Source organism: Enterococcus sp. AZ067, from assembly GCF_051715005.1.
GTDB classification, from domain to species: domain Bacteria; phylum Bacillota; class Bacilli; order Lactobacillales; family Enterococcaceae; genus Enterococcus_D; species Enterococcus_D casseliflavus.
Map to the genome: position 1 here is coordinate 2,079,066 of NZ_JBIOSY010000001.1, position 22,230 is coordinate 2,101,295.

Genomic DNA, 22,230 nt, shown 5'->3' on the forward strand with positions numbered 1-22,230 from the left:
AATAAGTTTTTCTTGTGAAATGTAAGCGTTTATGGTTTTGAGAATGCGGATGGCATGCTAGAATAAAGTTAGGAGAAAAAAGGAGTGTTGGCTATGAGAACATTTACTGGTGGAATTTCACTAAGTCCCCCGTTACAAATGTTAAAAGAAAAATTAATGATCGAACAAGATGAAATCCTTACCTTTTCACCCACGATGGTCTTTATCCCTTTGGCACAACATATTGGTGCCCCTGTCGAACCGACGGTTTCCGTTGGTGAGTACGTCAAGCAAGGGCAAGTGATCGCTGAAGCAGATGCCTTTGTATCTGCGAAAGTCCATGCATCTGTTTCGGGCAAAATCGTCGATATTGTCGATTGGCCAAATCAAAACAATGAAGAAGGAAAAACCATCATCATTGAAAACGATTATGCCTTCGATAATGATTTTTTGTCTACCCCATTCATCTGGCAATCTGCTGCTAACGAAACGATCCTCAAAAAAATCCGTCAAGGCGGTATCGCCGGCAAAGGCGGTGCAACGTTTCCCACCCATGTCAAATTCAGTATTGATGAAAATAAAAAAATCCATACCTTGATCTTAAACGGATCTGAATGTGAGCCCTTTTTGCGCAGTGATGCCTTCTTAATGCAAAAAGAAGCCAAAAAAATCATCCAAGGGGCAAAAATTGCCCAAAAATTGTTAGCTGATCCAAAAATCATCATTGGCATCGAGGATGATAAACCGCTAGCCATTTCAGCGATGCAAGCCGCAAGTGCAGAGGATGACACGATAGAAGTCGTTACTGTCCCAACTGTTTATCCAACCGGTGGTGAAAAGCAGTTAGTAGAGTTATTGACCGATCAGGAGGTACCTTTAGGCGGCTTGACTGCCGATATTGGGATCGTATTGATCAATGTTGCCACCAGCTTTGCCATCGCTGAAGCGGTCTGTTATGACAAACCGCTGATTGAACGCTATACAACCGTGACTGGTGATGTTCAACATCCACGCATCGTCAAAAATCCTTTAGGAACACTCGCAGGAGAGTTGATCGATTTTGCTGGCGGCTTTCAAGGTGCGCCCAGCAAGCTGATTCTTGGCGGCCCCATGATGGGGAAATCCGTCAAAACATTAAAGGTTCCGGTCACCAAAGGCAGCAACGGGATCGTTGTTTTTAATGAAGAAACCGATTGGCTATATGCCGAAAACCCCTGCATTCGCTGCAATAAATGTGTCGAAGCTTGTCCGATGCGCCTGATGCCGATGGAGATCGATCAATTCTATCGAGCAGGCGATTATCAAAAATGTGAAGAATTGCTGGCAGAAGCGTGTATCAATTGTGGTGCTTGCACCTTTGTCTGTCCAGCCAAACGTTCCTTAGCTGCCAACATCACTGCCGCAAAAGGCAAGGTTGCACAGCTGCAGAAGGAGGCGAAGGAAAGTGCCTGATTACTACAAGGATTCCGATAGCGAGCGCCTCTTTCAGCAACGAAAAAACCAAGAAACACCACCAAGCCCACATATTCGCAGCAATGACGAAACAGTCAAAATCATGGGCTGTGTAGTACTAGCCTTACTACCAGCAGTTTTATTCTCGGGCTACCTTTTCGGGCTCAAGGTATATGGGTTGTTTTTCATTGCGCTAGCCACGGCGTTTGCCGCCGACGGAATTTGGTCCTACCTCATCAAACGGCCATTTCGTTTCGATCTAAGTATCGTTGTGACGGCATTGCTTTTAACGATGAATCTTCCACCGACCGCACCTTGGTATTTCCCAGTGATCGGGGTGGCGTTTGCCGTGATCATCGTCAAAGAATTTTTTGGCGGTATCGGCTATAACTTTTTAAATCCAGCCCTTGGCGGTCGCGCCTTGTTGATTGGCTTGTTTTATAACCAGATGTTTTTGATCAGTTGGCCAGATCCACCCTTTGGCAGCATTGCTCCTGATGTGGTTTCGCAAGCTACGGCGAACGATGTCGTTTCCGGTGCTACGCCGTTAGCTGTCATGAAGGCCGGGGACACCTTAAGCGGTTCTGATCTGTTGGATGCTTTTTTAGGATTTACTGGGGGACGAATCGGTGAAACCAGTGCCTTGCTTTTACTGCTGGGTGGAATTTTTCTCGTTTACAAGAAAATCATCTCCCCTCGTATCCCACTGATTATTTTTGCAACGATCGGGCTCTTTGCTTTTATCCTTGGTCCAGAAGGACTTTTTACTGGCAGTTGGCAAACGGTGATTGGGCATATCATCAGCGGTGGTGCCATGTTGGGTGCGATCTATATGGCGACTGATTATTCTTCGACTCCAGGAACAAAAGCAGGAGAAAATCTTTTTGCCTTAGGCGTGGGGCTTCTCGTTGTCCTCTTCCGTTTCTTTGGTTTCACAAACGAAGGCATGAGCTATGCCATCTTGATCATGAATTGTTTTACTCCACTCATCGATCGCTTCTTACGCCTTCGCATTTTAGGGGAAGGAAAAAAGACCCCGTTCAACCTTAAAATCATGAGCTAAAACGCAAGAAAGGAGCGTTCTCATATGATGATCGCCAATCGACTAGTGGTCTTCCTAGTCATTCTACTCACAAATTACGCCTGTCAAAATTTGGCGCCGACCGTCAAAGAAAAAAAACCGAACGTGACGACACGGGTGGTTTTCCTGTCAGGGATCATTGCAGTCGCATACTTGTTGAGCGGTTTAAGTTTTTATCTTTTGCTTCAAAATCGCTTTGTCTATGGCAATCAAGTGGTCACCAATTTGGTAAGTGCTGCCATCATCGCCTTGATTACTGCCAGTTTATGCTTACTGATCGTTCCAGCAAAAAAACGTTTCTTGACGAATGATCTAAAAAAGACGACCCTAGTCAGTGTCATCTTGCTGACGATCGCCACTGTGACCCAATTTCCCTATACCGATTATTTAACCAATTTATTTGTTGCTGTAGGCATGTATTTTCTCTTTTCCTGTGCTTTGTCAGGGGTTCATACACGAAATCAAATTGCCGCAATTCCGCCAATTCTGAAAGGCTTACCTCTGGACATCGTGACACTTTTTCTATTTTATCTGAGCTTTTCCTTTCTCAACGGTGTCTTCTTCAATTATTTATTCTAAACAAAAAGCAAGTCCCGCTTTGGCAGCGGAACTTGCTTATTTCTTGCGGAATATTTCTCTGAAGGAACCGATCAAAAAACCAGTCGAAAAAGCATTTTGTGCTTTTTGTTCTTTTTCAGCAGCGATTTTTTGTCGTGTTCGCAGCCCTTTATTGGCATTTTTGGACTTCTTCCCTTCACGGAGTTCTTTCGAAGCCTTTTGAAACTCTTTTGAGAAACGGTTATACCCAACCACTCCTTTTGCCTCCTTTCTTTTTGCGTGACACATAATAACGAGGATTTATTATAGGAATTGCCTTTCTGATGCAAATCAGGTAACATAACAGACAGAAAGATGATTTATCCCAGGTTTATCAGAAAGGAAGATCCCATGAACGAAACCCACACTGGATTGTTAGTCAATAGCCGTGTTTTTCAAGAAACGCCAATGATGCTAACAGGTATCCAACTTTTAGAAGACCACAAAATCGTGAATTGCATTATTAAGGATCGCTACTTAGCCAGTTATGTCTTACGCCTTCCTTTAAATAAATACCAATTAGAAGTCGAAGGAAAATGGAACAAGCGGGAACAGTTAGTGATCAAGCATATGAAAATCAAGAATATCGATGAGTTTATTAAAATCGTCGGTACACCAGAATAACAGGACTCACGAAAAGCAAGTGCAGGCAACTGCCCTTGCTTTTTTTTTGAAAAAATCCAGCTGATTTTTCCCGCGTGTTCCTCCGATGTTTATCGCGACATTCTGGTAAACCGATCGATCAAGGCTTTTTGCTCCTCTTTGATACCGATCGCCAACGGTTTGATCATTAGTTTGACAGTGGTTGAAGGTGTCTGAATCTGGACTTTTTTATTTACCACACCGCCTAGTTGTAATTTTGTGATCTCATGGATCATAATTGTCTGCATCCCTTTTTCATGAAATTGCAGATCTAACTGAATCAAGTGGATTTTTTCTTCGTCAACCACCACGATAAAATACTTTGGTATTGGCAGGGCAATCATTTTGGCTTCCTCGGCATAACCAGCCAGTTTTCCATGGAACTTCGCACGGTAGCTTTCTAAATCATCTTTTTTCACGATCCATTTCATCAAAAGCCACATCCTTCCTTAGATACCTTAAGGATACCTGCAGAAACCGCTTTTGCACAACAATATGCCTGCTTGTTTCCTCACATAGCCCCTTTCACCTCGCTTGATCGTCAAAGACTTTTCCTCTAGTCATGGACGTTTTGCCTGACACTAGCTAACTCAACAAAAAAAACGAAGCGCTTAGTGCCCTTCGCTGTTGTTCTTTGGATAGTAGTGTTGGAAAAGCCGCAGAAAAATCGGTGCTAGTAACAGATAAAAAATGCCATTGCCTATTGCGTGCAGGGCATCAAAGCTCAATCCTTGAAAATAATAAGCCCAAAAGCTAGGAAACCCATAAAGTTTGACACTGATCCAAGATATCACAAAGCCATAAGCAAACCCTGCAAATACACTGTAGCTGACTTGTAAAAGCAACCGTTTCATAAACAGCTTGCTTTTTGACAACAGATACATCCCCAAAATAATGATTGCATAGCTAACTAATTGAGCAATCGTCCATATTCCCATTCCCATGTAAAAATTGGTAATCAGCATCGAGAGCAGACAAACGATCAATCCACGACTAAGACCTAAATGGATGGTTACTAATAAAAAGATCACCGTCATTGGTTGAACATTGGGTAAGGGTTGAAAAAGTGACCTGCCGACGACGGCCGCTGCCACAAGCAGCCCTAAATAAGCAATTTCTTTTCCAGCAAATGCAAGTGGTTTATTCGAATTTTTCATAGGTGAAAACCACTTTATCGTTGTTTCCTAAAAAGGTATCATCTGCCCCAGTTGTAATCATTTCATCATTGATCGTATATGTCCAATAATAGCCAGCTTTTTCATCTTGCGCTAAACCGTCAATGCTGGTGATCATCCCTTGATTTTCTTCCAAGTCAAAGTTCTCTTTCATGATAGTCATCAAAGAAACCCCTTCTTTAAAAGTGACCGTTTTGGTTTCGATCTCCTGGTCTTGCTCTTCACTTTTATTATTGAAGCTGATTTGGGCAGTGCGCTCTTCGGCGTTTTGTTGGACTGACGAAGATTCACTGGAGGAGTTTCCCGCATCCATCGATGGTTTGGCACAGCCGGCAAAAACCAGACTTAGTAAAAAAATATAACTAAAAACAACTGTTTTCTTCATAATAATGGCTCCTTTGATTTTTTTTACAACACCTTATTCTACTAAAAATTAATAAAAAAGGCGAAATTTTTTTGTTCCTCTCTATAGAAAGCATTGTAAAACCATGAGACTATGGGTATACTAGCTTCAATCATTCGTAAGAAGAAATGAAGGAGTGTTGGAAAGATGGATAGAAAAAAAGCGTCCTGTACCACTTTACTAGTAGGAAAAAAAGCATCGATCGACGGCTCGACCATGATTGCCCGCAATGAAGATTCTGGAAGCGGTTCGGAACCGCAAAAATTCGTCGTCATCACTCCAGAACAGCAAGGAAATGAATTTTACGCCGTTTTAAGCGACTGTCGAATCAGTTTGCCAGCAAAATCATTACGCTATACTTCAACCCCTGAAGCAGATGAATCGCAAGGAGTTTGGGCAGCTTCAGGAATCAATGAAGAAAATATCGCCATGACTGCAACAGAAACGATCACAACCAATTCACGCGTTTTGGCTATTGATCCATATGTGGAAGATGGTATCGGGGAAGCTGATTTCGTCAGCATCGTACTGCCTTACATCCATTCCGCTAAAGAAGGTGTTTTACGCTTAGGGGAACTCTTAGAAACCTATGGGACCTATGAAGCCAACGGGATCGCTTTTTCTGATGCCGAGGAAATCTGGTATATGGAAACCATCGGTGGACATCACTGGGCAGCTGTTCGCATACCAGATGATGCCTATGTCGTGGCACCAAATCGCTTAAACATTGATCACTTCGATTTCGCCTCAGAAATGACGTTGTGTTCGCAGGATCTCGAACAGTTGATTGAAGACTATCAATTAAATCCTGATTTTGAAGGCATTAATCTACGCCATATTTTTGGCAGCTCCTCAGAAAAAGATACCCGTTACAATAACCCGCGGGCATGGTACATTCAAAAACACTTTAGCGGAACAGCCGCTGAACCGATCGATCAAGAGCTCCCGTTTGTATGCTACCCAAAACAAAAGCTATCCGTGGAAGATGTAAAATGGGCATTGAGCTCCCACTTCCAAAATACGCCATTTGACCCTTACGGTACAGGGAGCGAGACACAAAAAACACAATTCCGATCGATTGCTCTCAATCGCAACCAGCAAGTCCATATTTTACAGATCCGCAACCACGTGCCCGCAGCAATCGCTGGCATTCATTGGCTTGCCTTTGGCCCCAATACCTTCAATGGCGTTGTGCCCTTTTATGCAGCTATCACTAAGACCCCACTTAGCTATTGTGATACGACAAAGACCTACGATCCATCAAATAGCTATTGGTTAGGACGCACCTTGGCGTTGATTGGAGACAGCGACTACGATCGCTATAGTGATCTTGCCAACCGTTTTGAAATGGAAACGATGGCGGCTTGTCGCCGCATCCAACAAGAAACTGATCGTAAAGCTTCCGTTGACAAGCAGCCTACTCGTCTGCTTGAAGAAGCCAACGCTGAGATGGCCGAACTGTATTTAAAAAATGCAACAACGTTACTAGGAAAAATGGTGGAGTCTGGCAGTAATAAAATGGCCTTGCGTTTTTCTTTAGCCGATTAGTCAATCGCTGAAAATAAAAGGATTAACAAAAACTTTACATGGAATTGCAGCAATCTAAACATTGCTCTCCTATACTAAAGATACCAATTCGTTTTCTTTTTCCTTGCTGGTACAAATCAAGCAATTGATTTGTACTAGTCCCCCTATTGAAGATCAATTGGTAAAAACCGTTGGGAGGAATGAACATGACTACAAGCATTTATCGGACTGTCACCAACGAAATTGTTAAAGGTGAGATCATCAAGAGCAAGAGTCAGCAAGATATGCTGATCATTCAAGACAAAGAAGGTTATTTCCATGTCGTTGAACCAATCCCCGTTACTACTGCAATGACTCCCCGCACGACGAAAGACTAAAAAACCACTGGCGATCAGAAAGAATACAGGATCTTTCTGATTGCTCAGTGGGTTCTTTTTTATGTCAAACTCAATGTGAATCGCTTCAAGCCATCAATGAGTTTTTCTCGCGAACAGCCAATGTTTAGGCGCAAAAAATTTCTCCCCTCTTTCCCATAGATCTCTCCTGACATAATCGCGACTTTCCCCTTTCGAATCATTCGTTGCTGCAATTCCGCCATCGTTAAACCCAGTGCTGTACAATCAATCCACATAAGATACGTGGCTTCGCTTTTCGTGACCACGAGTTCTGGGTGATGTTCCTGTAAATAAGCGATCACATAAGCAATGTTACCATCAAGATAGTCATTGAGCTGATCCACCCACTTACTTTCATTATCGTAGGCAGCAATCGTTGCGGTCATGCCAAAAATACTGGTGGAGCTCAACCCATCGGCTTCTTTTAACTGAGTTAAGAAGCGCTCACGCAACTTGGGATCAGGAATGATTCCATAAGAATAAATCAACCCTGGGAAATTAAATGTTTTACTTCCCGAAGTAACAAGGGCTACATTTTCTTGCAACAAATCAATGATCGGTTGATGCCTTTGTCCTTTCCTTACAATATCCATATGGATCTCATCAGAGATGATAAATACATCATGGGTTTTCGCCAATTCGATGATTCGTTGCAACTCATCCTTTTGCCAGACTCTCCCAGTTGGGTTATGAGGACTACAGAGGAGAAGAACTTTATTTTCAGGCTGTGCCATCAATCTTGTTAGCTCTTCGAAATCAATGCGATACGACTTAGCATCATAGATGAGTGCATTAGGTACGATTTTTCTTTTGTTCTCTTTGATCATTTTATAAAACGCATCATACGCTGGCGTCTGAATAATGATCCCATCTCCTGGTTCACTGAGTAGGGTGACGAGCTGTTTAACGCTATACATAACGGAAGGACTGTAGACCAGCCAATCGCTTTTGATCATGCTGTTAAAACGTTCAGAATACCATTTGCAGACCGCTTGCTTGAATTCATTATGATTCCAACGTGTATACCCAAAAACCGGGTGCTGCATCCGCTTGATAAGTGCCGCTTCAACTGCAGCTGGCACCTTGAAATCCGTATCGGAAATCGTAAATGGCAACAAGTTTTTTTCACCAAAACGGTCTTCAACATAATCCCATTGAGTACACTGGGTTCCTTTACGATTGATTGGTTCATCAAAAAACATTTTCTTCACTCCTACTACTTGACAATTTTGCTAAAGAATCGCATCAAGTTGATTTCTGACTGTTGTTACTTTCGTTCCAATGATTACTTGCACGTTAGTATCATCTAAGTGAACGACCCCAAGCGCACCTAGTTTTTTCAGCCGTTCATCATCAACCAATGTACCATCGTTTAGAACGAGGCGTAGCCGTGTAATGCAATTGTCTAAAGAATCAATATTGCTTGCTCCCCCTAATGCTGCCAAAATACCATGGGCATCGTAGCCACTCTTTCCAGAATAGGTCATTTCCTCTTCCAACTCATTCGTTTGATCACTGTTCTCTTCTCTACCAGGTGTCTTCAAGTTCTTGCGAAGGATTACTGTTTTAAAGACAAAGTAATAAAGGGCAAACCAGCAAGCTCCTACAATCAGAACGAGCCACCATTTTGTATATGCGCCTTGCATCACGCCAAAGATAAGAAAATCAAGCACGCCCCCATCGGTATTTCCAATCGTGACACCTAATAGACTCATTACCATAAATCCAGCACCTGTCATGATGACATGAAAAATCCATAATAAAGGGCTGATGAATAAGAATAAAAATTCGATTGGTTCAGTAATTCCTGTCACAAAAGTTGCAATGACGCCTGAAATCAATAAACCTTTTATTTTTGAACGATTCTCAGGTTTTGCCGTGTGGTACATAGCTAATGCTGCTGCCGGTAAGCCAAACATGAAGGTTGGCATCTTCCCTTGAGACAAGAACGCAGTTGCACTTGGTGAGATGCTCAAGCCGTTTTGTAATTCCGCATAAAAAATATTCAACGCCCCAAAGACTTGCTGACCATCGATCAGCTGACTTCCCCCGGCTTCGGTAAAGCGAATCATGGAAACCAAAATATGGTGTAATCCAAATGGCAGTAACAAGCGCTCACCTGAACCAAATAAGAACGGACCGAAAGGACCAGCTTGTTGGATCAAATGTCCGATTCCTGTGATGATCATAGCAAACAACGGCCAAATCATCGGAATGATCACCCCGACCATAGCTAAAGTAAGCGAGGTGATGATTGGAACAAAACGTGCTCCTGAAAAGAATGCAAAACTGTCTGGCAATTGAAAATGGTAGAAGCGCATATGCAATTTATAAACGATCAATCCTGCGATAATACCTCCTAGAACACCCATTGATAATGTTTGAATGCCAAAAACGATCTCTTGCCCTGCTTCTCGTAGTTGATCTGCAGCAGCTAATTGATTCGTTTCTTGTAAATAAAAATTGATGGATAAATGCATCACGACATAGCCCACAAAGCCTGAGAATGCCGCAACTCCCTTCTCTTTTCTTGCTAGACCTAAAGGAATCGCCATCGCAAACATGACGGGTAAGTAACTAAAGGCAAACCCACCGATCGTTGACATGAAACGAAAAACCACTTGGAGCCAAGGGGCACCTAAAAATGGGAAAACGTCGATCGTTGAAGAAGATGAAAATGAACTACCAATCCCTAAAAATAAACCCATGAATGCGAGTAAAGCGACTGGCAACATAAATGTTTTCCCAAGTCCTTGAAAAATTTCCATCCAGCTTGCTTTCTTTCCTTTTTTCATATCATTTCCTCCTAACACTTTTATCTCTTAAAATGTAAACGATATCAATAAGGCTTACAATACAGTTCCCCAAAGAAGAATGACCATTCACAAAATGGAATGGTCATTCAGGATCAAGTCCTGCTTCGATTTGATTGGCGTATTGAATAATTAAAATATCCAGTAACGCCGCTAAGGAGATCCGCGGGCTCAAATCGACTTCATGATGATAAATCGCTGTCATTTCAACAGGAAAAGAGAAGGTGGCAAGCTTTTCTAACGTGCTTTTTGGTTGACCAATACAGGCTAAAATCGGCACGCCTCTTTGTTTCAAACGAGTAGCATAATTTAGCATCCCGATCGTTTCTCCACTATGACTAATAAAAAGAGCTAAATCATTTTTTGATAGTTGGTTCGCGATGGTTGTCAATTCATCCCAATCCGTTGATGCACCCACTGTTTTGCCTAAAAAGCGCAATTTTCGACTTGCAGATAATGCGACCGGCGCACTTTGCCCTAAAGCGAAAAATTCGATTCGTTGTGCTTGCTGCAGCATTTCCACGGCACGCTGAAAGTCAGCTTCTTCAATCATTGATAAGGATGTCGTCAGCTGGTCAATCATTTGCTTGATCAGTGGGGATAAGCCAAGAGAGGCTTGGGTAGCAGACTCGTTTCTTTCAAGGCTTTGATAACTTTTCAATGAAAATTTGAATTCTTGAAAACCCGTAAAGCCAAGCTTTTTCGCCATTCGACTGATCGTTGCTTGACTAGTATAGGTTTGAGAAGCTAACTCATCGGCCGTCATTTCCGAAACTTTCTCAGGCGCTCTCAAACAATAGTTAAGGACGGTTCGTTCTACTCGGTTTAGCTCAGGGATTTTGTATTGGATTCGTTTGTATAAATGGTTCATCACCTGCTTCTCCTCTCTACTGTTTCTTTATTCTTCTCCTCTCCACTATGCTTCATTTACTCATTATACCTTCCATCAAGAAAAGTACCAACTGATGATGAAGAACTTGACAGCAAAAAAGTGACTCACCAGGTAAAAGGTGAGCCACTTCTTCTATTTTCTCTCTATCTATCATTTTTGCGCAGTCAATTCTGTAAACTCTTGCCCATTGCCATAGTCACTTTCTTTTGAGGGTTGCTTTCCAGATATTCGTTGTCGGCAACTGGCAAGTTTATTTTCGACATATTCCATTGTATTGGCGGCGAACATTACTACATTTGCTAGACCTTTGATCAAGGGATCATTTGATTCCATCCTCTATTCCCCCATTTCCTTCACGTGTAAGTCGTTACTGACACTTCCTTATCAATGAATATAGACGAGGTACCTTAAATCAAACTAAAAGAGGACCAACACTACGAAAAGCAAAGCAGACTAGTTTCCCTTTCTGGTAAAATATGGTACATGTAGTAGGAAAGGATGATCAATCTCATGATAAAAACCTTAGTGGTGGCTAGCCACCCAGATTTCCACAACTCTCTTTCCCAACGTTTTTTCAGTGAAAGTGCCAAACTTCCTAATGTCATCATACACTTTCTTGATGATTTTTCTGACTTTTCCCTTGCCGATGAACAGGCGCTGCTGCAAAACTGTGACCGTTTGGTTTTACAATTCCCCTTATATTGGTACAGTGTTCCAGCAAAAATGAAAGCTTGGATCGATACGGTTTGGGAAAATTGCGCGCCTGCTTTGGTGGGAAAAGAAATCAGTTTTGCCGTTTCTACTGGTGTTGCTGCCAAAGAATTTCAGTTAGGCGGTCGAGAAAATACGACCTTTAACGAAATTTTGCATCCACTCGTACTGATGGCAAAAAAACACCAAATGACCGTGTTACCCATCGTTGTCCTTGACCAACTGATGTATAAAACGGAAAAAGAAAAGCGTGCCTTTGTCATTGCCTATCAGCAATTATTATCGATGCCCGCTCCCTTTACGTTTGACCAAAAGCAACAATGGTTTGCTGAGAAACTGGCACATTTGGTTTCTGAAAAACCGCAGCTTGCTCCTTTGCTATCCCTGTTGCAGGAAAACCATGAAACATTGACCGAATTAGAAGATGCTTTAGCTGAATTGGAGGTGCTTTGATGGGGCATGATTGGCTAACACCGCTGATAGAACAATCCATTCAAGAAACCACTGATTACCATGAAAAAGCATTTTTGCAAGAGCTGGGACAGTTGTTGCAGCAGCAAGAAACCCGCATCGAATTGAAACAAGGAGAACTTGACGGGAAGTTGTGGAACCCTAGTGAATGGTAAGGAATAATTTTCAACGCAAGAAAAAGCTTTGGTCCCACCCAGCCTTAAAAATACTGGGTGTTGCCAAAGCTTTTTCAGGTGGTTTCTATTGCATAATCACAATGAATCGCTTTTATTCTTTGTGGCAGCGATATACGCTGCTTGCAATTGTTTCGTGATTGAACCCAATACGCCAGTGCCAACGGGTTTCCCATCAATGGCAACGATCGGAACGATTTCCCAAACTGAGTTGGTCAAGAAACACTCTTGCGTGTCGCGTAGTGCCTCAATCGGGACGGGTTCTTCTCGATAGGGAATTTCTAATTGGCGACACAACTGAAGGACCTTCAATTTCGTGATCCCCGGTAACACCAAACGCCCATCCGGATGAGTATAGACGATCCCATCAATGACAAACCAGAGATTGGATGCAGATGCTTCTGTAAAAAAGCCATCTCGTTGCAGTATCGCATCATCGAAGCCAGCTTCGATCGCTTGATCCAGCGCCAAAAGATTCCCTAACAAACTCAATGATTTGATATCACAATGCAACCAGCGTTCATCAGGAAGAACGGTTGCCGAAAGCCCTGCTTGCTGCATTTCATCTGGTCGTTCAAAGGGGATCACATTTGCCGTCACCACCCCTTTGACCGATCCAGCTGGTGGAAACTCGTGATTTCTCGGAGAAGCGATTCCTCGGGTGATCTGAAGATAGATTTCTCCTTCTGTGATTCCTTCAGTCTTAATGAGTAACTTTAGGTTTTCAGTCAATTGGGGAATCGAATAGGGTAACGTTAGCTTAATTTTTTGTGCACTGCTTTCCAATCGAGCCATATGCTCCGCTAACATAAAACAGTGGCCATTATATATTCGGATAACTTCATAGATCCCATCACCATACTGATAGCCACGGTCTTCGATATCAATTCTCACTACCTCTCGATCAACGATCTGATCATTCCACAAAACCTTCATTTCCTCACTCCTATCGTCGTTTTCGTTTCAATCAGTATAGCATGAGTCTTTGTACCGTGCTATGTGTCATCTAAAACAAAAAACTTGCTGATGAAGATTTCTTCAACAGCAAGTTTTATTGTTACAATGACTCCTTATCGATCACAGAACGTTCTAGTTTGCGTTCCTGGAAAAAACGGAGTAGCGTGCCAGACATCGCCATAATGATCGAATACACTGGAAGTGCAACGATCATACCAACAAATCCCAGCAAGTTGCCGGCGATCAATAATAAGAACACCGCAATAATCGGATGGATATGCAACACTTTATTCATTACTAGAGGTGAAACTAGATACGATTCACCCAATTGAATGATCGTGATGCCCACTACCAATAAAATGGCAGTCCGGATATCTAAACTTAAAGCAAATAGAAATGCGGGTGCCGCTCCGATAAATGGTCCGAAGTATGGGATGATATCCAAGACACCACAAATCAGGCCTAAAAGCAACGCATTCTGCAAACCTAGCAAAGAAAAAATCAAATAACTGGAAACGGCAACGTACGAACATACAAGCAATTTCCCGCCAATATAAGCAGACGCTGCTTGGTGGAAATCACTGCATAATTGACGCATCAAACCTTGATACTTTTTCGGTGTTTTGTTTGCTAAAAAGTCTGGCACTTTCTCACCGTCTTTAAACATATAGACTAAGAGCAGTGGGATCGTAAACAAAACGATCGCTGAGTGAGAAACGATGGAGATCAAACTCGTCAGACTATTCGTTGCCCCGGTAATAAACTGCAAAGCGAAATTGCTCGCTTGCGAAATATCGATCGAATCAATGAAAGGACCGAAAAGTTCCTCCAAATAGGAATGATCGATGTTATCGATCACCAAATTGATGATAACGGGTATTTGATTGATAAAGCGTCCCATCTCATAGGCTAGTGCGGGTCCAATCACCTGAATGATCAAATAGGCTGCAAAAACGATCAACAACAGTGTCGCATACAGCGCAATGCTTTTCTTTTTCGTCCTTCTTTTTACCCAATTAAAGAAAGGCAAAAAGATATAAAAAATAAAAATGGATATCAGTACTGGTAAAAAGACACTAGAAAAGATTGCTTCTAATGGTCGAAAAACAAACAGTATATTTGAATAGATCCAGACGGCGATCCCTAAAAGGCAGACGATCACCAGACCTGCAAAAATTTTTGATTTTTTAAGAAACTCCAATAATTGATCCTCCTGATTCTAGAAAATACGTTCACTTCTTTCAGTTTATCATAATTTTTTAAGCGGATGATCCTTTTGCGAATATTTTTTCAAAAATCCACGTTTTTCATAGGAAACTTTTGAGTAATTTAATTATTTTACCAATAAAACCCTTCTGCAAAATCAATTTTGATGAGCAGAAAAAGGAACCGAGAGTTGCAAGTGTTTGATACAGTAAGCTGCCACACCGAGCTGGAGTAAACCTAACACTAAGAAAATCAGATGCAAAACATTCCCGCCCCTTAATAAAATCACTTGAACAATGATCCAGATAATTAAACAGATGCCTAAAAGCAATTCGCCATGATACCCTTGATTGCGCCACAATCGGATAGCTGCCAATAAATTGCCCAGTCCTAACACAATTAGCAAAAACACCCCGGGAATCAAAAATGTTGTAAATGGCGTTCCTTGGAGCATGGACGATTCCAACCCAGCAAATGACTGTCCTTTCCATAATGGCTCAATACTCATAAACGCCAGCATGCTTCCTCCACATGCGCCAACACCAATCACTAAACTTAACACAAATAACGCAAATCGCAGCTTCATTTCTCCCACTCCTTCATCAAACATAAAACCGTTAATAAATTGACCATTTTCAACTAGCGATCGGGTTTCTGGCTATTTACTCGTTTTTAGGTGAATAAATGAATGCTGCAATTTGCTGCGTTTCTACAGAGGAAAAGCCGCAAGACTCATAAAATCGGCGCGTTTTCTCTGTGTTGTCCGTGATCAAAACCTTTTGTCGAATCGATGGATATCTCGCCAGCATTTTTTTGAGCAATCGCTGGCCAATTTTTTGACGTTGGAACGCTGGCGCTACTAACAGATCCTGAATATAAAGAATAGTTTGTCCATCGGTTATACATCGAATAAGTCCGACTAGCTGCTCTTCAACATAGGCAGTGATCACCTGCGACTGAGCTAGGCCTTTTAATAGTCGCTCTGGCTCTTTCGTATAGGCGACCCAACCAACACATTTATACAAAGCGAGTATCTGATTTGAATCCGCTGGTAATTGATCTTTAAAGATGATAGTCATTCTTTTCCCCCCTTGTAACTTTTAACCAAACGATATAGCAACAAATAAAGAGTTAACAGTCCTTCTCCGAACAGGCTCTTGCTACCCTTCAAGCCGAATTGCTTTGCTTGACTAAAGAGTATCCTGAGGAAAAGCAGCTGTCAACTCTAATCACGATTTACTAGAGGAACAAAGAGGAAGTGGTGTTGTTACTAATTAAACCCAAGGCTTACTTAATCAAGCATTAATTCGCTTTTTAAACGCTGACTCGTCGCTTGTTGTTCTTCAGGCGACACTTCTTGATAAGAGATACCGTATTCACCTCTAAAGCCATCGCCAGTGAACCCAGTACCCGCCATTTGGTAAGATTCGACAGTAACGAGTGCCGATTGATATTGGGTGAATAGTTGACTCATCTGAGAAAACGTTAAATCTGTTTCACCATTTTCCCCAATAATCGTTAACAGATCCTGAATCCGCATCACGCTTGATAGAGAAACTAATTCATTCGCCAAAATCTCTGTCACTTCTCGCTGACGACGTTGGCGTCCATAGTCACCTTCGGGGTCATCTTTGCGCATACGAGTATATTGAAGTGCCTCCCAGCCATCTAATTCGAGCGTTCCCTCTGGATAATCGATTTTTTCTGCCGTAAAAGCAAACTCATTTTCAACCGTGATTCCACCAATCGCATCGACAAGATCTGCCATCCCATCCATGTTTAAGGAGAAATAATGATGAATCGGTATATCCAAGTATTGTTCGACAGTTTCGATCATCATTTTTGCGCCACCGAATGAATGGGCATGATTGATCTTATCCTGATAGCCTTGCCCAACGATCTCCACATAAGCATCTCGAGGAATACTTGTGAGGGTCGTTTTGCGTGTAGCAGGATTCAACGTCGCTACCATGATCGTGTTTGCCCGGTAATCCGTTTTGCGACGAGAGTCATTGGCGATCCCTAACAAGAGAAGACTTAAGGGCTCGGCGTTTTCGATAACCTCCGCCTCTTCTCGCCCTTCGATCGGTCGATGGATAGACTCCACGACATCCTCTACTTGAAAATACACCCTAATAGCATAGGCGGTTCCGGCGGATACGATGCCCATCAACAGTACTAAGAAGACAATTATCAGTTTTTTCGCTGTACTCATTTTACTTCCCCCTACGCACACTTTTTTTGAACGAAAATACAAAAGCAGATGTGATAAAACTGATTCCACTTGCCAACAAGATACTCGCTAACAAGTCACTAGGATAGTGAACCCCAAATAGCAAGCGGCTCATCATAATAAGCAGTAAATAAACCAATCCCAAAAACATAGCTAGTTTTTGACTAATAGGACGTTTGCCTCTTTTGCCAGGCGCTGTTTGTGCGAAGAAAAAGAGGAGAGAAATAATTAGCGTGGTCGCTAATAGTGTATGGCCACTTGGAAAACTGGCGGACGCCCGTTCCATACTGTCAGCAAACTCCGGTCTTGGGCGATCAACGAATTTCTTGATCACTTGGCCAACACCACTGATTATGATCATATTTCCCATCAACCAAAAACTCTCGATCCGTTTCTTCCGAAAAAACAAAATTGCTGCCAATAGAAAATGAATAGCTGCTATCGGGACGATCGTTGCCGTGCTAGCAAGCGGAACAAAAATCGCTTCTACTGTAGCCGTCCGCCATTGAGGCACGTGGGAAAACAGGGTATCAAGCGTTTGGAACCACTGCGGCTCTAATGCTACAAGGAAAAACAACCATGCGAAACAGCTACAAAGCAGTCCACCTATCACCCCTTGTTTTGCTGTCTTGCTCATGTTAATCCCCTACTTTCTTTTAATGCGTACGATCGTTTCTTCGCTTTAGTCGGGAATTTTTCTAACCCGAAAATAATTCCCATCGCAATACTGATCGCAATCAACGAGGTTCCTCCTTGGCTTAAGAATGGCAGAGGAATTCCCGTTAATGGCAGCAACCCAATCGCCGCTCCGATATTTTCAAAGATCTGAAAGACTAAGCCAAAAACGTACGTGATGGCGATATAGACCGACGCCTTGTTATTCGTTTTTAACGCTGCGAAGATGATTTGATAGATGAGATAAAAATACAAGAAGATCACTAAAGTACTTCCTAAAAAGCCATAAGTTTCACCAATAACTGTAAAAATCATATCTGATTCACGAACCGGAACGTACACTGTCGTATGGGTGTCAGGCGCTCCCAATAAGCCTCCTGAGCCAATCGCCCACATACTGCGAACTTGTTGGAACGCGATAGAGTCTTGGTACGCTAGGGGATCTGCCCAAGCTCGCACTCGGTCTAATTGATACTGCGAGAAATGAAGTCGAAACAAGACACGATTGCCCCATTCCGTAAACACGAGCAGCAATAAAATAGCGCCGAGGGCTGCGATCAAACCGATCACTACGGTCAAAATTTTCCAATGAACACCCGAGATAATAAATAAAGCCCCTAACATCACAATAAACACTAAACTCGTACCAAAGTCCCGTTGCATAAACATCAATAGAAATGTCGGTATACTATAAAGCAAGATCTTAGTGACGTAGATCAAATCAGATTTAATGGTCCGTTCGGCTTTTCGTTTTTCATATACTAAGGTGAGATAGACCATAAAAAGCATAAAGGCCACTTTCATAAACTCTGAGGGCTGAATGGTAAAGTCGCCGATTCTGATCCAGCGTTTGGTAGAAGTCTGCTCAAACATCGTTTGATCGTAGAACCAATGAAGAGAAGCCATCAAACCTAGCGCCAATACATACAAAAGACCCGAAAAGCGTAAGAGCAAATTGGTTGGGATCAAACTCGTAACGAAGAGCGCGATGGCGGATAGAACACAAAAAACGATCTGTCGAAAAACGATTCCAGAAGGATCATTGCCATCCATTACAGAAGCTTGATGTTGTACCCAAATGCTTAGCAAAAAAAGTAGAAAAACGGGTAGCAGCAAGGCATAGTTTGCATCATGTCGTTTGAGGAACTTCATTTCGTTTGCCCTCCTCTCGCTCTAATTTCAGGCACATACTAAAGGCAAATGAAAGAATAAAGTAACTGGAGCCACCATAGCTGATAAATGGTAACGGTACCCCCGTCATCGGCATCAACCCTAAAATACTGGCTATATTGATACTTGTTTGCAACAAAAGTAATGTACTTGTTCCTAGCAATATCAACCCAATCTGAGGGTTTTCAATAGCTGCGGAACGAATAAATAAACGTAAGATGATTACGAATAATAAGCCAATAACAAAAATCCCGAAAAGCAAGCCAAGCTCTTCTACTAAAACGGAAAAAATAAAATCGGTTTCCGCAACTGGTAAAAAGCCTTTTTTCGTAATACTGTTTCCTAAACCGAGACCAGTAAGCCCTCCATTAAATAAAGCATAGTAAGAATGGATCATTTGGAACCCCTGATTGTAAGGGTCGGAGAATGGATCACCTACTAGGCGAATTCGGTTATATACGTGCATAAAAATATGAGGCAATAAATCATTGTCGCCTAAAAACATGATCAACAGGGCAGCCAAGAATAGACTGATCACTAAGCCACCAAATAAAAGAGCCGTCAGCTTCACGGGGACTTGTACCGTAGTTATCATGACAAATGCTAAAAAAAGCAAAATCATCACACCGGCTATTTTCGGTTGAAACAGGATCAACACACAGCACAAAAACAAAACGAAAAGCGGACGTTTCATTTCCTGCAAGGTGGTTTTTGCAGTTTGAAAGTAATGAGCAAGGTACAAGACCATCCCTACATTCACAATCTCTGATGGTTGAAATTGAATCCCTGCGATCGAGACCCAGCGTTGTGCCCCATTAACAGAGACACCGAAAAAGGGCAAACGAGCTAAGAGCAAGGTAAAGATCCCAAATGCTAGCAGACCGATCGCTAAGTATTTGCTAAGCAAAATCTCTCTTCGCGTCCGCTGAATAATGAATAAAAGAACCCAGCTAAGTAACAAAAAGACCAATTGACGGATAAATAGCGACGCTGGTGGTTGATCTCTCGTTAATAAACGGTATGAACTTGCACTATAAATCATTAAAAGACCGATAAGGCTCAATAGCAAATAAGCTATGATCAGCAGCCAATCGATCTTCTTTTTTTCTATCATTGCTTCCACTCCTCTTGCCTTGGAGTAGGTGTTCAGACGGTACCAGTTATTTTGCTCTATGAGCTTCGTCATCCATCAGAAAGAAAAGCAAAAAAGTCTCACTTCTCTTAGGACGTCAGACTTTAGCAGCAATCTCATCGTCCGAGTTTTAGCACTATACAACGTAAAGAAAGTCATTTGCTCTCTTAGCTATTTTATGAAAAGCCTTAATCCGACAATTCCTGTTTTACACATTGGCGTCTTTCGACGTTTCTGCGCAATAGCTTGTGTTTGTATAGGAGCCTCACCTAACAAGGTTATATGTTATTTTTCAATCCAATATGAATGGTACCCTTCCTCGAATAAAGATACAACCAATTCTCTGTTATTTTTATTTTTCTTTAACTTTTCTTAAAGAATTTAGATATTTCGAATATTTTCTGCTCTATAAAGAAAAAACAACCAAAATAATCATCCAAACAAAGGGACGGCATCGATAAAGGACGTTATTAAAAAAACGAACATTTAAAAAAAGCAGTCCTTTTTCTAGGTGCTGAAAAAGGACTGCTTGCTTGATTTTGGTCTATCGATTGAAAGTTTTCTTAATCTATCAATCCACGGGTCGATTGGTTTGCCGTTCTTGCGCTGCTTTTCGTAACTGCTTCTGCGCTTTTTTAGATCCTCGTTCAATATCTCGAGTAAACTTGCGCTGCGCAAACTCAACGAATAGCTGATCAAGATCATAACCTGCGGGATAGAGCACCTCTCGCTTTGTGAGGAGTTGCAAGCGACGTGCGGCAACAACAAAAAAGTGTTTCTCAATTGAAATTTTCGCTTGTCCTTGTTCCAAATACTCATAAAAAAGTCCGCGCTGGTTATGTTCTGTTGAAAAGACCAAGTCTCCTTTTTGAAAAATAAGATCTATCTTGGCTTCTTGTTGAGGGGGTTGTTTCTTCCCCTTTTCAAAAAGCTGCTTCTCAAAAGAATAGGTTTTATGCTTTAAATATTCCTTTGCTGTTTGGACTACTTCAGCGGGGATCGCCATCTTTTCGGCAATCCAAAACGCATTACTATCACCGACTGCATTCGTCAGCAAACGATATTTTGGTGTCAAGGTTTTGGCATCAAAAGCCATTGCCGCTGTTTCGAAATCTTGATGATCGACGGCAAACTGCTTGATTTCACCATAATGCGTTGTTGCGATCATTAAAGCTCCTGAGCGATAGATGGATTCCATGATGGCGATCGCCAAAGCAGCCCCTTCATTGGGCTCAGTGCCGCTGCCGATTTCATCCAATAAAACAATACTGTGTCGGGTAGCATTCTTCATAATCTGAGCAATGTTCGACATGTGTCCAGAGAAGGTACTTAAAGAATTTTCCAGACTTTGTTGATCGCCAATATCCATCCAAAGACTTTTTAAAAACGGAACAGTGCTTTTGCCATTGTGTGCTGGAAATAAGCCATAATGAGCCATGGCGCAAACAAGTCCAACGGTTTTTAAGACGACGGTCTTGCCTCCAGCATTTGGACCCGTGATGACCATGCAGCGATTTTCTTCGCCAAGTTTTAAAGAAAGAGGAACCGCATCACTCCCCAGCAAAGGATGACGGACTTGATCAAAAAGCAAAACTTCTTCCTCAGTCATAGTTATCGCCTGCCCATTGATTTCTCGACAATATTTTCCCCGAGCAAAAATAATATCCAGCACAACTAAAATGTCAAGACAGGCAAACACGGCGTTCATTTGTTCGGCGATCGCTCCTGTCAACTCTGACAACACTTGGTATTGAGCGGCTGTTTCTTCTGCTTGCGCCAAGATCAATCGATCATTTAAACGGGCAGCTGCCTCCGGTTCAATAAAGACAGTCGCTCGTTTATTGGAACGTTCGATGATCGTTCCGTTAAATTGCTGTTGAAATTCAGCACGCACAGGTAACGTATATCGGTCGTTCTTTTTGATGACACGATTTTCTTGTAAATAGCGACTTTCCTTAAAAAACTTTGCAAAAACTTTTTTCAGATCAGCTTCATATTTTTCGATCGTACCGCGAATTTTCCGCAATTCTCGGCTGGCATTACTATCAACCTGACCATTGCGAATCTTTTGGAAAATCATTTCGGCGATTTCAGAAAAGTCTTCTAACCCTTGTGCATATTGATGTAATCTTGGGGCAATCGATTGATTCTTTTCGAACAATTGACGGATGATTCGAAAAGACCGTAAAAAGTCTCCATATTCGATAAGCTCCTGTGGTTCCAAAACAAACCCTTTTTCAATTTTCTCCGTATGGTGTAAGACATGCTGCAGCCCCATAAAAGGCACTTGACGACCAGCGGCTAATAGCGCCATCGCTTCAGTGGTCTCTGTCACTCGTTTTTGGGCAGAGTGGATCGTCGCTGCTGGTTTTTCATTCGCAAAGCGCGCCTTGCCGTAATCGCTGATTATTTTTTTACTTACTTGTTCTTTAATTTGTTCAAATTCAGTTGCTTGAGGTATCTTCATGAGTTATCCTTTCTTGTGCCTGAGGATTCCGATCAGATCCCCGTCCAAAAAAGTGTACAAAAAAAGCGATAGTTTCCCA

At 42.1% G+C, this 22,230-nt stretch carries 25 protein-coding genes and 1 riboswitch; of the genes, 8 read left to right on the plus strand and 17 right to left on the minus strand.

The window, feature by feature from the left end; genetic code table 11:
• Window positions 1-93: 93 nt before the first annotated feature.
• From rsxC to IGI82_RS09905, 3 genes are read left to right on the plus strand one after another with little or no spacing between them, the layout of a single operon-like run.
• Window positions 94-1,431: an electron transport complex subunit RsxC gene (gene rsxC / locus IGI82_RS09895; protein WP_375819727.1), complete on the plus strand. Its 1,338-nt coding sequence runs from the start codon at window positions 94-96 to the stop codon at window positions 1,429-1,431.
• Window positions 1,424-2,494: an RnfABCDGE type electron transport complex subunit D gene (locus IGI82_RS09900; RefSeq protein WP_015509781.1), complete on the plus strand. Its 1,071-nt coding sequence runs from the start codon at window positions 1,424-1,426 to the stop codon at window positions 2,492-2,494. The genes rsxC and IGI82_RS09900 overlap by 8 nt, the downstream gene beginning before the upstream one ends.
• Before the next feature lie 24 nt (window positions 2,495-2,518).
• Window positions 2,519-3,091 (plus strand): hypothetical protein, encoded by a 573-nt coding sequence (locus IGI82_RS09905; protein WP_015509782.1) that lies wholly within the window; start codon window positions 2,519-2,521, stop codon window positions 3,089-3,091.
• Window positions 3,092-3,127: 36 nt separating this feature from the next.
• Here IGI82_RS09905 and IGI82_RS09910 read toward each other — a convergent pair whose 3' ends face one another.
• The gene (locus tag IGI82_RS09910) at window positions 3,128-3,325 is read right to left on the minus strand and encodes a hypothetical protein (RefSeq protein ID WP_015509783.1); all 198 of its coding nucleotides are present in this window, start codon (window positions 3,323-3,325) and stop codon (window positions 3,128-3,130) included.
• A 135-nt stretch (window positions 3,326-3,460) separates the two neighbouring features.
• Between IGI82_RS09910 and IGI82_RS09915 the strand changes: the two genes are divergently transcribed.
• A complete protein-coding gene (locus IGI82_RS09915) occupies window positions 3,461-3,733 on the plus strand; it encodes a hypothetical protein (protein WP_005226206.1) in 273 nt (90 codons plus the stop codon).
• An 89-nt stretch (window positions 3,734-3,822) separates the two neighbouring features.
• Here the strand turns inward: IGI82_RS09915 and IGI82_RS09920 are convergent, their stop codons facing one another.
• The 3 genes from IGI82_RS09920 to IGI82_RS09930 all read right to left on the minus strand — a co-directional run bounded on the left by IGI82_RS09920 (window position 3,823) and on the right by IGI82_RS09930 (window position 5,311).
• On the minus strand, window positions 3,823-4,194 hold the full coding sequence (locus IGI82_RS09920; RefSeq protein ID WP_375819725.1) for a hypothetical protein: 372 nt from the start codon (window positions 4,192-4,194) through the stop codon (window positions 3,823-3,825).
• A gap of 168 nt (window positions 4,195-4,362) precedes the next feature.
• Window positions 4,363-4,908 (minus strand): metal ABC transporter permease, encoded by a 546-nt coding sequence (locus tag IGI82_RS09925; protein WP_015509784.1) that lies wholly within the window; start codon window positions 4,906-4,908, stop codon window positions 4,363-4,365.
• Window positions 4,892-5,311 carry a DUF4430 domain-containing protein gene (locus tag IGI82_RS09930; protein ID WP_005226209.1) on the minus strand — a complete coding sequence of 140 codons (420 nt, stop codon included), beginning with the start codon at window positions 5,309-5,311 and terminating at the stop codon, window positions 4,892-4,894. Before IGI82_RS09930 ends, IGI82_RS09925 begins: the two co-directional genes overlap by 17 nt.
• 165 nt (window positions 5,312-5,476) lie before the next feature.
• Between IGI82_RS09930 and IGI82_RS09935 the strand changes: the two genes are divergently transcribed.
• Complete coding sequence (locus IGI82_RS09935) at window positions 5,477-6,877, plus strand: C69 family dipeptidase (RefSeq protein WP_438842142.1); 1,401 nt, start codon at window positions 5,477-5,479, stop codon at window positions 6,875-6,877.
• 185 nt (window positions 6,878-7,062) lie between these two features.
• Complete coding sequence (locus IGI82_RS09940) at window positions 7,063-7,233, plus strand: hypothetical protein (RefSeq protein ID WP_010748430.1); 171 nt, start codon at window positions 7,063-7,065, stop codon at window positions 7,231-7,233.
• A 59-nt stretch (window positions 7,234-7,292) separates the two neighbouring features.
• Here the strand turns inward: IGI82_RS09940 and IGI82_RS09945 are convergent, their stop codons facing one another.
• From IGI82_RS09945 to IGI82_RS09960, 4 genes are all read right to left on the minus strand, one after another.
• The gene (locus IGI82_RS09945) at window positions 7,293-8,453 is read right to left on the minus strand and encodes a MalY/PatB family protein (RefSeq protein ID WP_167821905.1); all 1,161 of its coding nucleotides are present in this window, start codon (window positions 8,451-8,453) and stop codon (window positions 7,293-7,295) included.
• A gap of 30 nt (window positions 8,454-8,483) precedes the next feature.
• Window positions 8,484-10,046, minus strand: coding sequence for a maltose/glucose-specific PTS transporter subunit IIBC (malX, locus tag IGI82_RS09950; RefSeq protein ID WP_438842143.1), 1,563 nt, complete (start codon window positions 10,044-10,046; stop codon window positions 8,484-8,486).
• A gap of 103 nt (window positions 10,047-10,149) precedes the next feature.
• Window positions 10,150-10,935 carry a MurR/RpiR family transcriptional regulator gene (locus IGI82_RS09955; RefSeq protein WP_087627553.1) on the minus strand — a complete coding sequence of 262 codons (786 nt, stop codon included), beginning with the start codon at window positions 10,933-10,935 and terminating at the stop codon, window positions 10,150-10,152.
• 171 nt (window positions 10,936-11,106) lie between these two features.
• Window positions 11,107-11,289: a hypothetical protein gene (locus tag IGI82_RS09960; protein ID WP_087627554.1), complete on the minus strand. Its 183-nt coding sequence runs from the start codon at window positions 11,287-11,289 to the stop codon at window positions 11,107-11,109.
• Between the two features lie 165 nt (window positions 11,290-11,454).
• Between IGI82_RS09960 and IGI82_RS09965 the strand changes: the two genes are divergently transcribed.
• Complete coding sequence (locus tag IGI82_RS09965) at window positions 11,455-12,120, plus strand: NAD(P)H-dependent oxidoreductase (RefSeq protein WP_438842144.1); 666 nt, start codon at window positions 11,455-11,457, stop codon at window positions 12,118-12,120.
• Window positions 12,120-12,293: a hypothetical protein gene (locus IGI82_RS09970; RefSeq protein WP_005226215.1), complete on the plus strand. Its 174-nt coding sequence runs from the start codon at window positions 12,120-12,122 to the stop codon at window positions 12,291-12,293. Before IGI82_RS09965 ends, IGI82_RS09970 begins: the two co-directional genes overlap by 1 nt.
• A gap of 96 nt (window positions 12,294-12,389) precedes the next feature.
• Here the strand turns inward: IGI82_RS09970 and dat are convergent, their stop codons facing one another.
• From dat to IGI82_RS10015, 9 genes are all read right to left on the minus strand, one after another.
• Window positions 12,390-13,247, minus strand: coding sequence for a D-amino-acid transaminase (gene dat / locus IGI82_RS09975; protein WP_438842145.1), 858 nt, complete (start codon window positions 13,245-13,247; stop codon window positions 12,390-12,392).
• A gap of 121 nt (window positions 13,248-13,368) precedes the next feature.
• On the minus strand, window positions 13,369-14,469 hold the full coding sequence (locus IGI82_RS09980) for an AI-2E family transporter (RefSeq protein ID WP_010748435.1): 1,101 nt from the start codon (window positions 14,467-14,469) through the stop codon (window positions 13,369-13,371).
• Between the two features lie 162 nt (window positions 14,470-14,631).
• Complete coding sequence (locus IGI82_RS09985; protein WP_438842146.1) at window positions 14,632-15,060, minus strand: hypothetical protein; 429 nt, start codon at window positions 15,058-15,060, stop codon at window positions 14,632-14,634.
• A 76-nt stretch (window positions 15,061-15,136) separates the two neighbouring features.
• On the minus strand, window positions 15,137-15,553 hold the full coding sequence (locus IGI82_RS09990) for a GNAT family N-acetyltransferase (protein WP_087627558.1): 417 nt from the start codon (window positions 15,551-15,553) through the stop codon (window positions 15,137-15,139).
• Window positions 15,554-15,765: 212 nt separating this feature from the next.
• A complete protein-coding gene (locus tag IGI82_RS09995; RefSeq protein WP_010748438.1) occupies window positions 15,766-16,689 on the minus strand; it encodes an LCP family glycopolymer transferase in 924 nt (307 codons plus the stop codon).
• Window position 16,690: 1 nt separating this feature from the next.
• The gene (locus tag IGI82_RS10000; RefSeq protein ID WP_438842147.1) at window positions 16,691-17,344 is read right to left on the minus strand and encodes a phosphatase PAP2 family protein; all 654 of its coding nucleotides are present in this window, start codon (window positions 17,342-17,344) and stop codon (window positions 16,691-16,693) included.
• Window positions 17,341-18,534, minus strand: a complete 1,194-nt coding sequence (locus tag IGI82_RS10005; protein WP_015509795.1) for an FtsW/RodA/SpoVE family cell cycle protein — start codon at window positions 18,532-18,534, stop codon at window positions 17,341-17,343. Before IGI82_RS10005 ends, IGI82_RS10000 begins: the two co-directional genes overlap by 4 nt.
• Window positions 18,512-19,666, minus strand: a complete 1,155-nt coding sequence (locus tag IGI82_RS10010) for an FtsW/RodA/SpoVE family cell cycle protein (RefSeq protein ID WP_034868647.1) — start codon at window positions 19,664-19,666, stop codon at window positions 18,512-18,514. The genes IGI82_RS10005 and IGI82_RS10010 overlap by 23 nt, the downstream gene beginning before the upstream one ends.
• A 126-nt stretch (window positions 19,667-19,792) precedes the next feature.
• A riboswitch (M-box (ykoK) riboswitch) is annotated at window positions 19,793-19,968 on the minus strand.
• 287 nt (window positions 19,969-20,255) lie between these two features.
• Window positions 20,256-22,151: an endonuclease MutS2 gene (locus IGI82_RS10015; RefSeq protein ID WP_438842148.1), complete on the minus strand. Its 1,896-nt coding sequence runs from the start codon at window positions 22,149-22,151 to the stop codon at window positions 20,256-20,258.
• Window positions 22,152-22,230 lie beyond the last annotated feature (79 nt).

Bases quoted from the DNA above. Each gene is read 5' to 3' on its own strand.
- IGI82_RS09955 (WP_087627553.1), bottom strand. From the start codon at position 10,935: ATGAACCATTTATACAAACGAATCCAATACAAAATCCCTGAGCTAAAC.
- rsxC (WP_375819727.1), top strand. From the start codon at position 94: ATGAGAACATTTACTGGTGGAATTTCACTAAGTCCCCCGTTACAAATG.
- IGI82_RS09930 (WP_005226209.1), bottom strand. From the start codon at position 5,311: ATGAAGAAAACAGTTGTTTTTAGTTATATTTTTTTACTAAGTCTGGTT.
- IGI82_RS10015 (WP_438842148.1), bottom strand. From the start codon at position 22,151: ATGAAGATACCTCAAGCAACTGAATTTGAACAAATTAAAGAACAAGTA.
- malX (WP_438842143.1), bottom strand. From the start codon at position 10,046: ATGAAAAAAGGAAAGAAAGCAAGCTGGATGGAAATTTTTCAAGGACTT.
- IGI82_RS09935 (WP_438842142.1), top strand. From the start codon at position 5,477: ATGGATAGAAAAAAAGCGTCCTGTACCACTTTACTAGTAGGAAAAAAA.
- IGI82_RS09920 (WP_375819725.1), bottom strand. From the start codon at position 4,194: ATGTGGCTTTTGATGAAATGGATCGTGAAAAAAGATGATTTAGAAAGC.
- IGI82_RS09945 (WP_167821905.1), bottom strand. From the start codon at position 8,453: ATGTTTTTTGATGAACCAATCAATCGTAAAGGAACCCAGTGTACTCAA.
- IGI82_RS09940 (WP_010748430.1), top strand. From the start codon at position 7,063: ATGACTACAAGCATTTATCGGACTGTCACCAACGAAATTGTTAAAGGT.
- IGI82_RS10010 (WP_034868647.1), bottom strand. From the start codon at position 19,666: ATGATAGAAAAAAAGAAGATCGATTGGCTGCTGATCATAGCTTATTTG.
- IGI82_RS10000 (WP_438842147.1), bottom strand. From the start codon at position 17,344: ATGAGCAAGACAGCAAAACAAGGGGTGATAGGTGGACTGCTTTGTAGC.
- dat (WP_438842145.1), bottom strand. From the start codon at position 13,247: ATGAAGGTTTTGTGGAATGATCAGATCGTTGATCGAGAGGTAGTGAGA.
- IGI82_RS09990 (WP_087627558.1), bottom strand. From the start codon at position 15,553: ATGACTATCATCTTTAAAGATCAATTACCAGCGGATTCAAATCAGATA.
- IGI82_RS09905 (WP_015509782.1), top strand. From the start codon at position 2,519: ATGATGATCGCCAATCGACTAGTGGTCTTCCTAGTCATTCTACTCACA.
- IGI82_RS09915 (WP_005226206.1), top strand. From the start codon at position 3,461: ATGAACGAAACCCACACTGGATTGTTAGTCAATAGCCGTGTTTTTCAA.
- IGI82_RS09965 (WP_438842144.1), top strand. From the start codon at position 11,455: ATGATCAATCTCATGATAAAAACCTTAGTGGTGGCTAGCCACCCAGAT.
- IGI82_RS09960 (WP_087627554.1), bottom strand. From the start codon at position 11,289: ATGGAATCAAATGATCCCTTGATCAAAGGTCTAGCAAATGTAGTAATG.
- IGI82_RS10005 (WP_015509795.1), bottom strand. From the start codon at position 18,534: ATGAAGTTCCTCAAACGACATGATGCAAACTATGCCTTGCTGCTACCC.
- IGI82_RS09995 (WP_010748438.1), bottom strand. From the start codon at position 16,689: ATGAGTACAGCGAAAAAACTGATAATTGTCTTCTTAGTACTGTTGATG.
- IGI82_RS09985 (WP_438842146.1), bottom strand. From the start codon at position 15,060: ATGAAGCTGCGATTTGCGTTATTTGTGTTAAGTTTAGTGATTGGTGTT.
- IGI82_RS09925 (WP_015509784.1), bottom strand. From the start codon at position 4,908: ATGAAAAATTCGAATAAACCACTTGCATTTGCTGGAAAAGAAATTGCT.
- IGI82_RS09970 (WP_005226215.1), top strand. From the start codon at position 12,120: ATGGGGCATGATTGGCTAACACCGCTGATAGAACAATCCATTCAAGAA.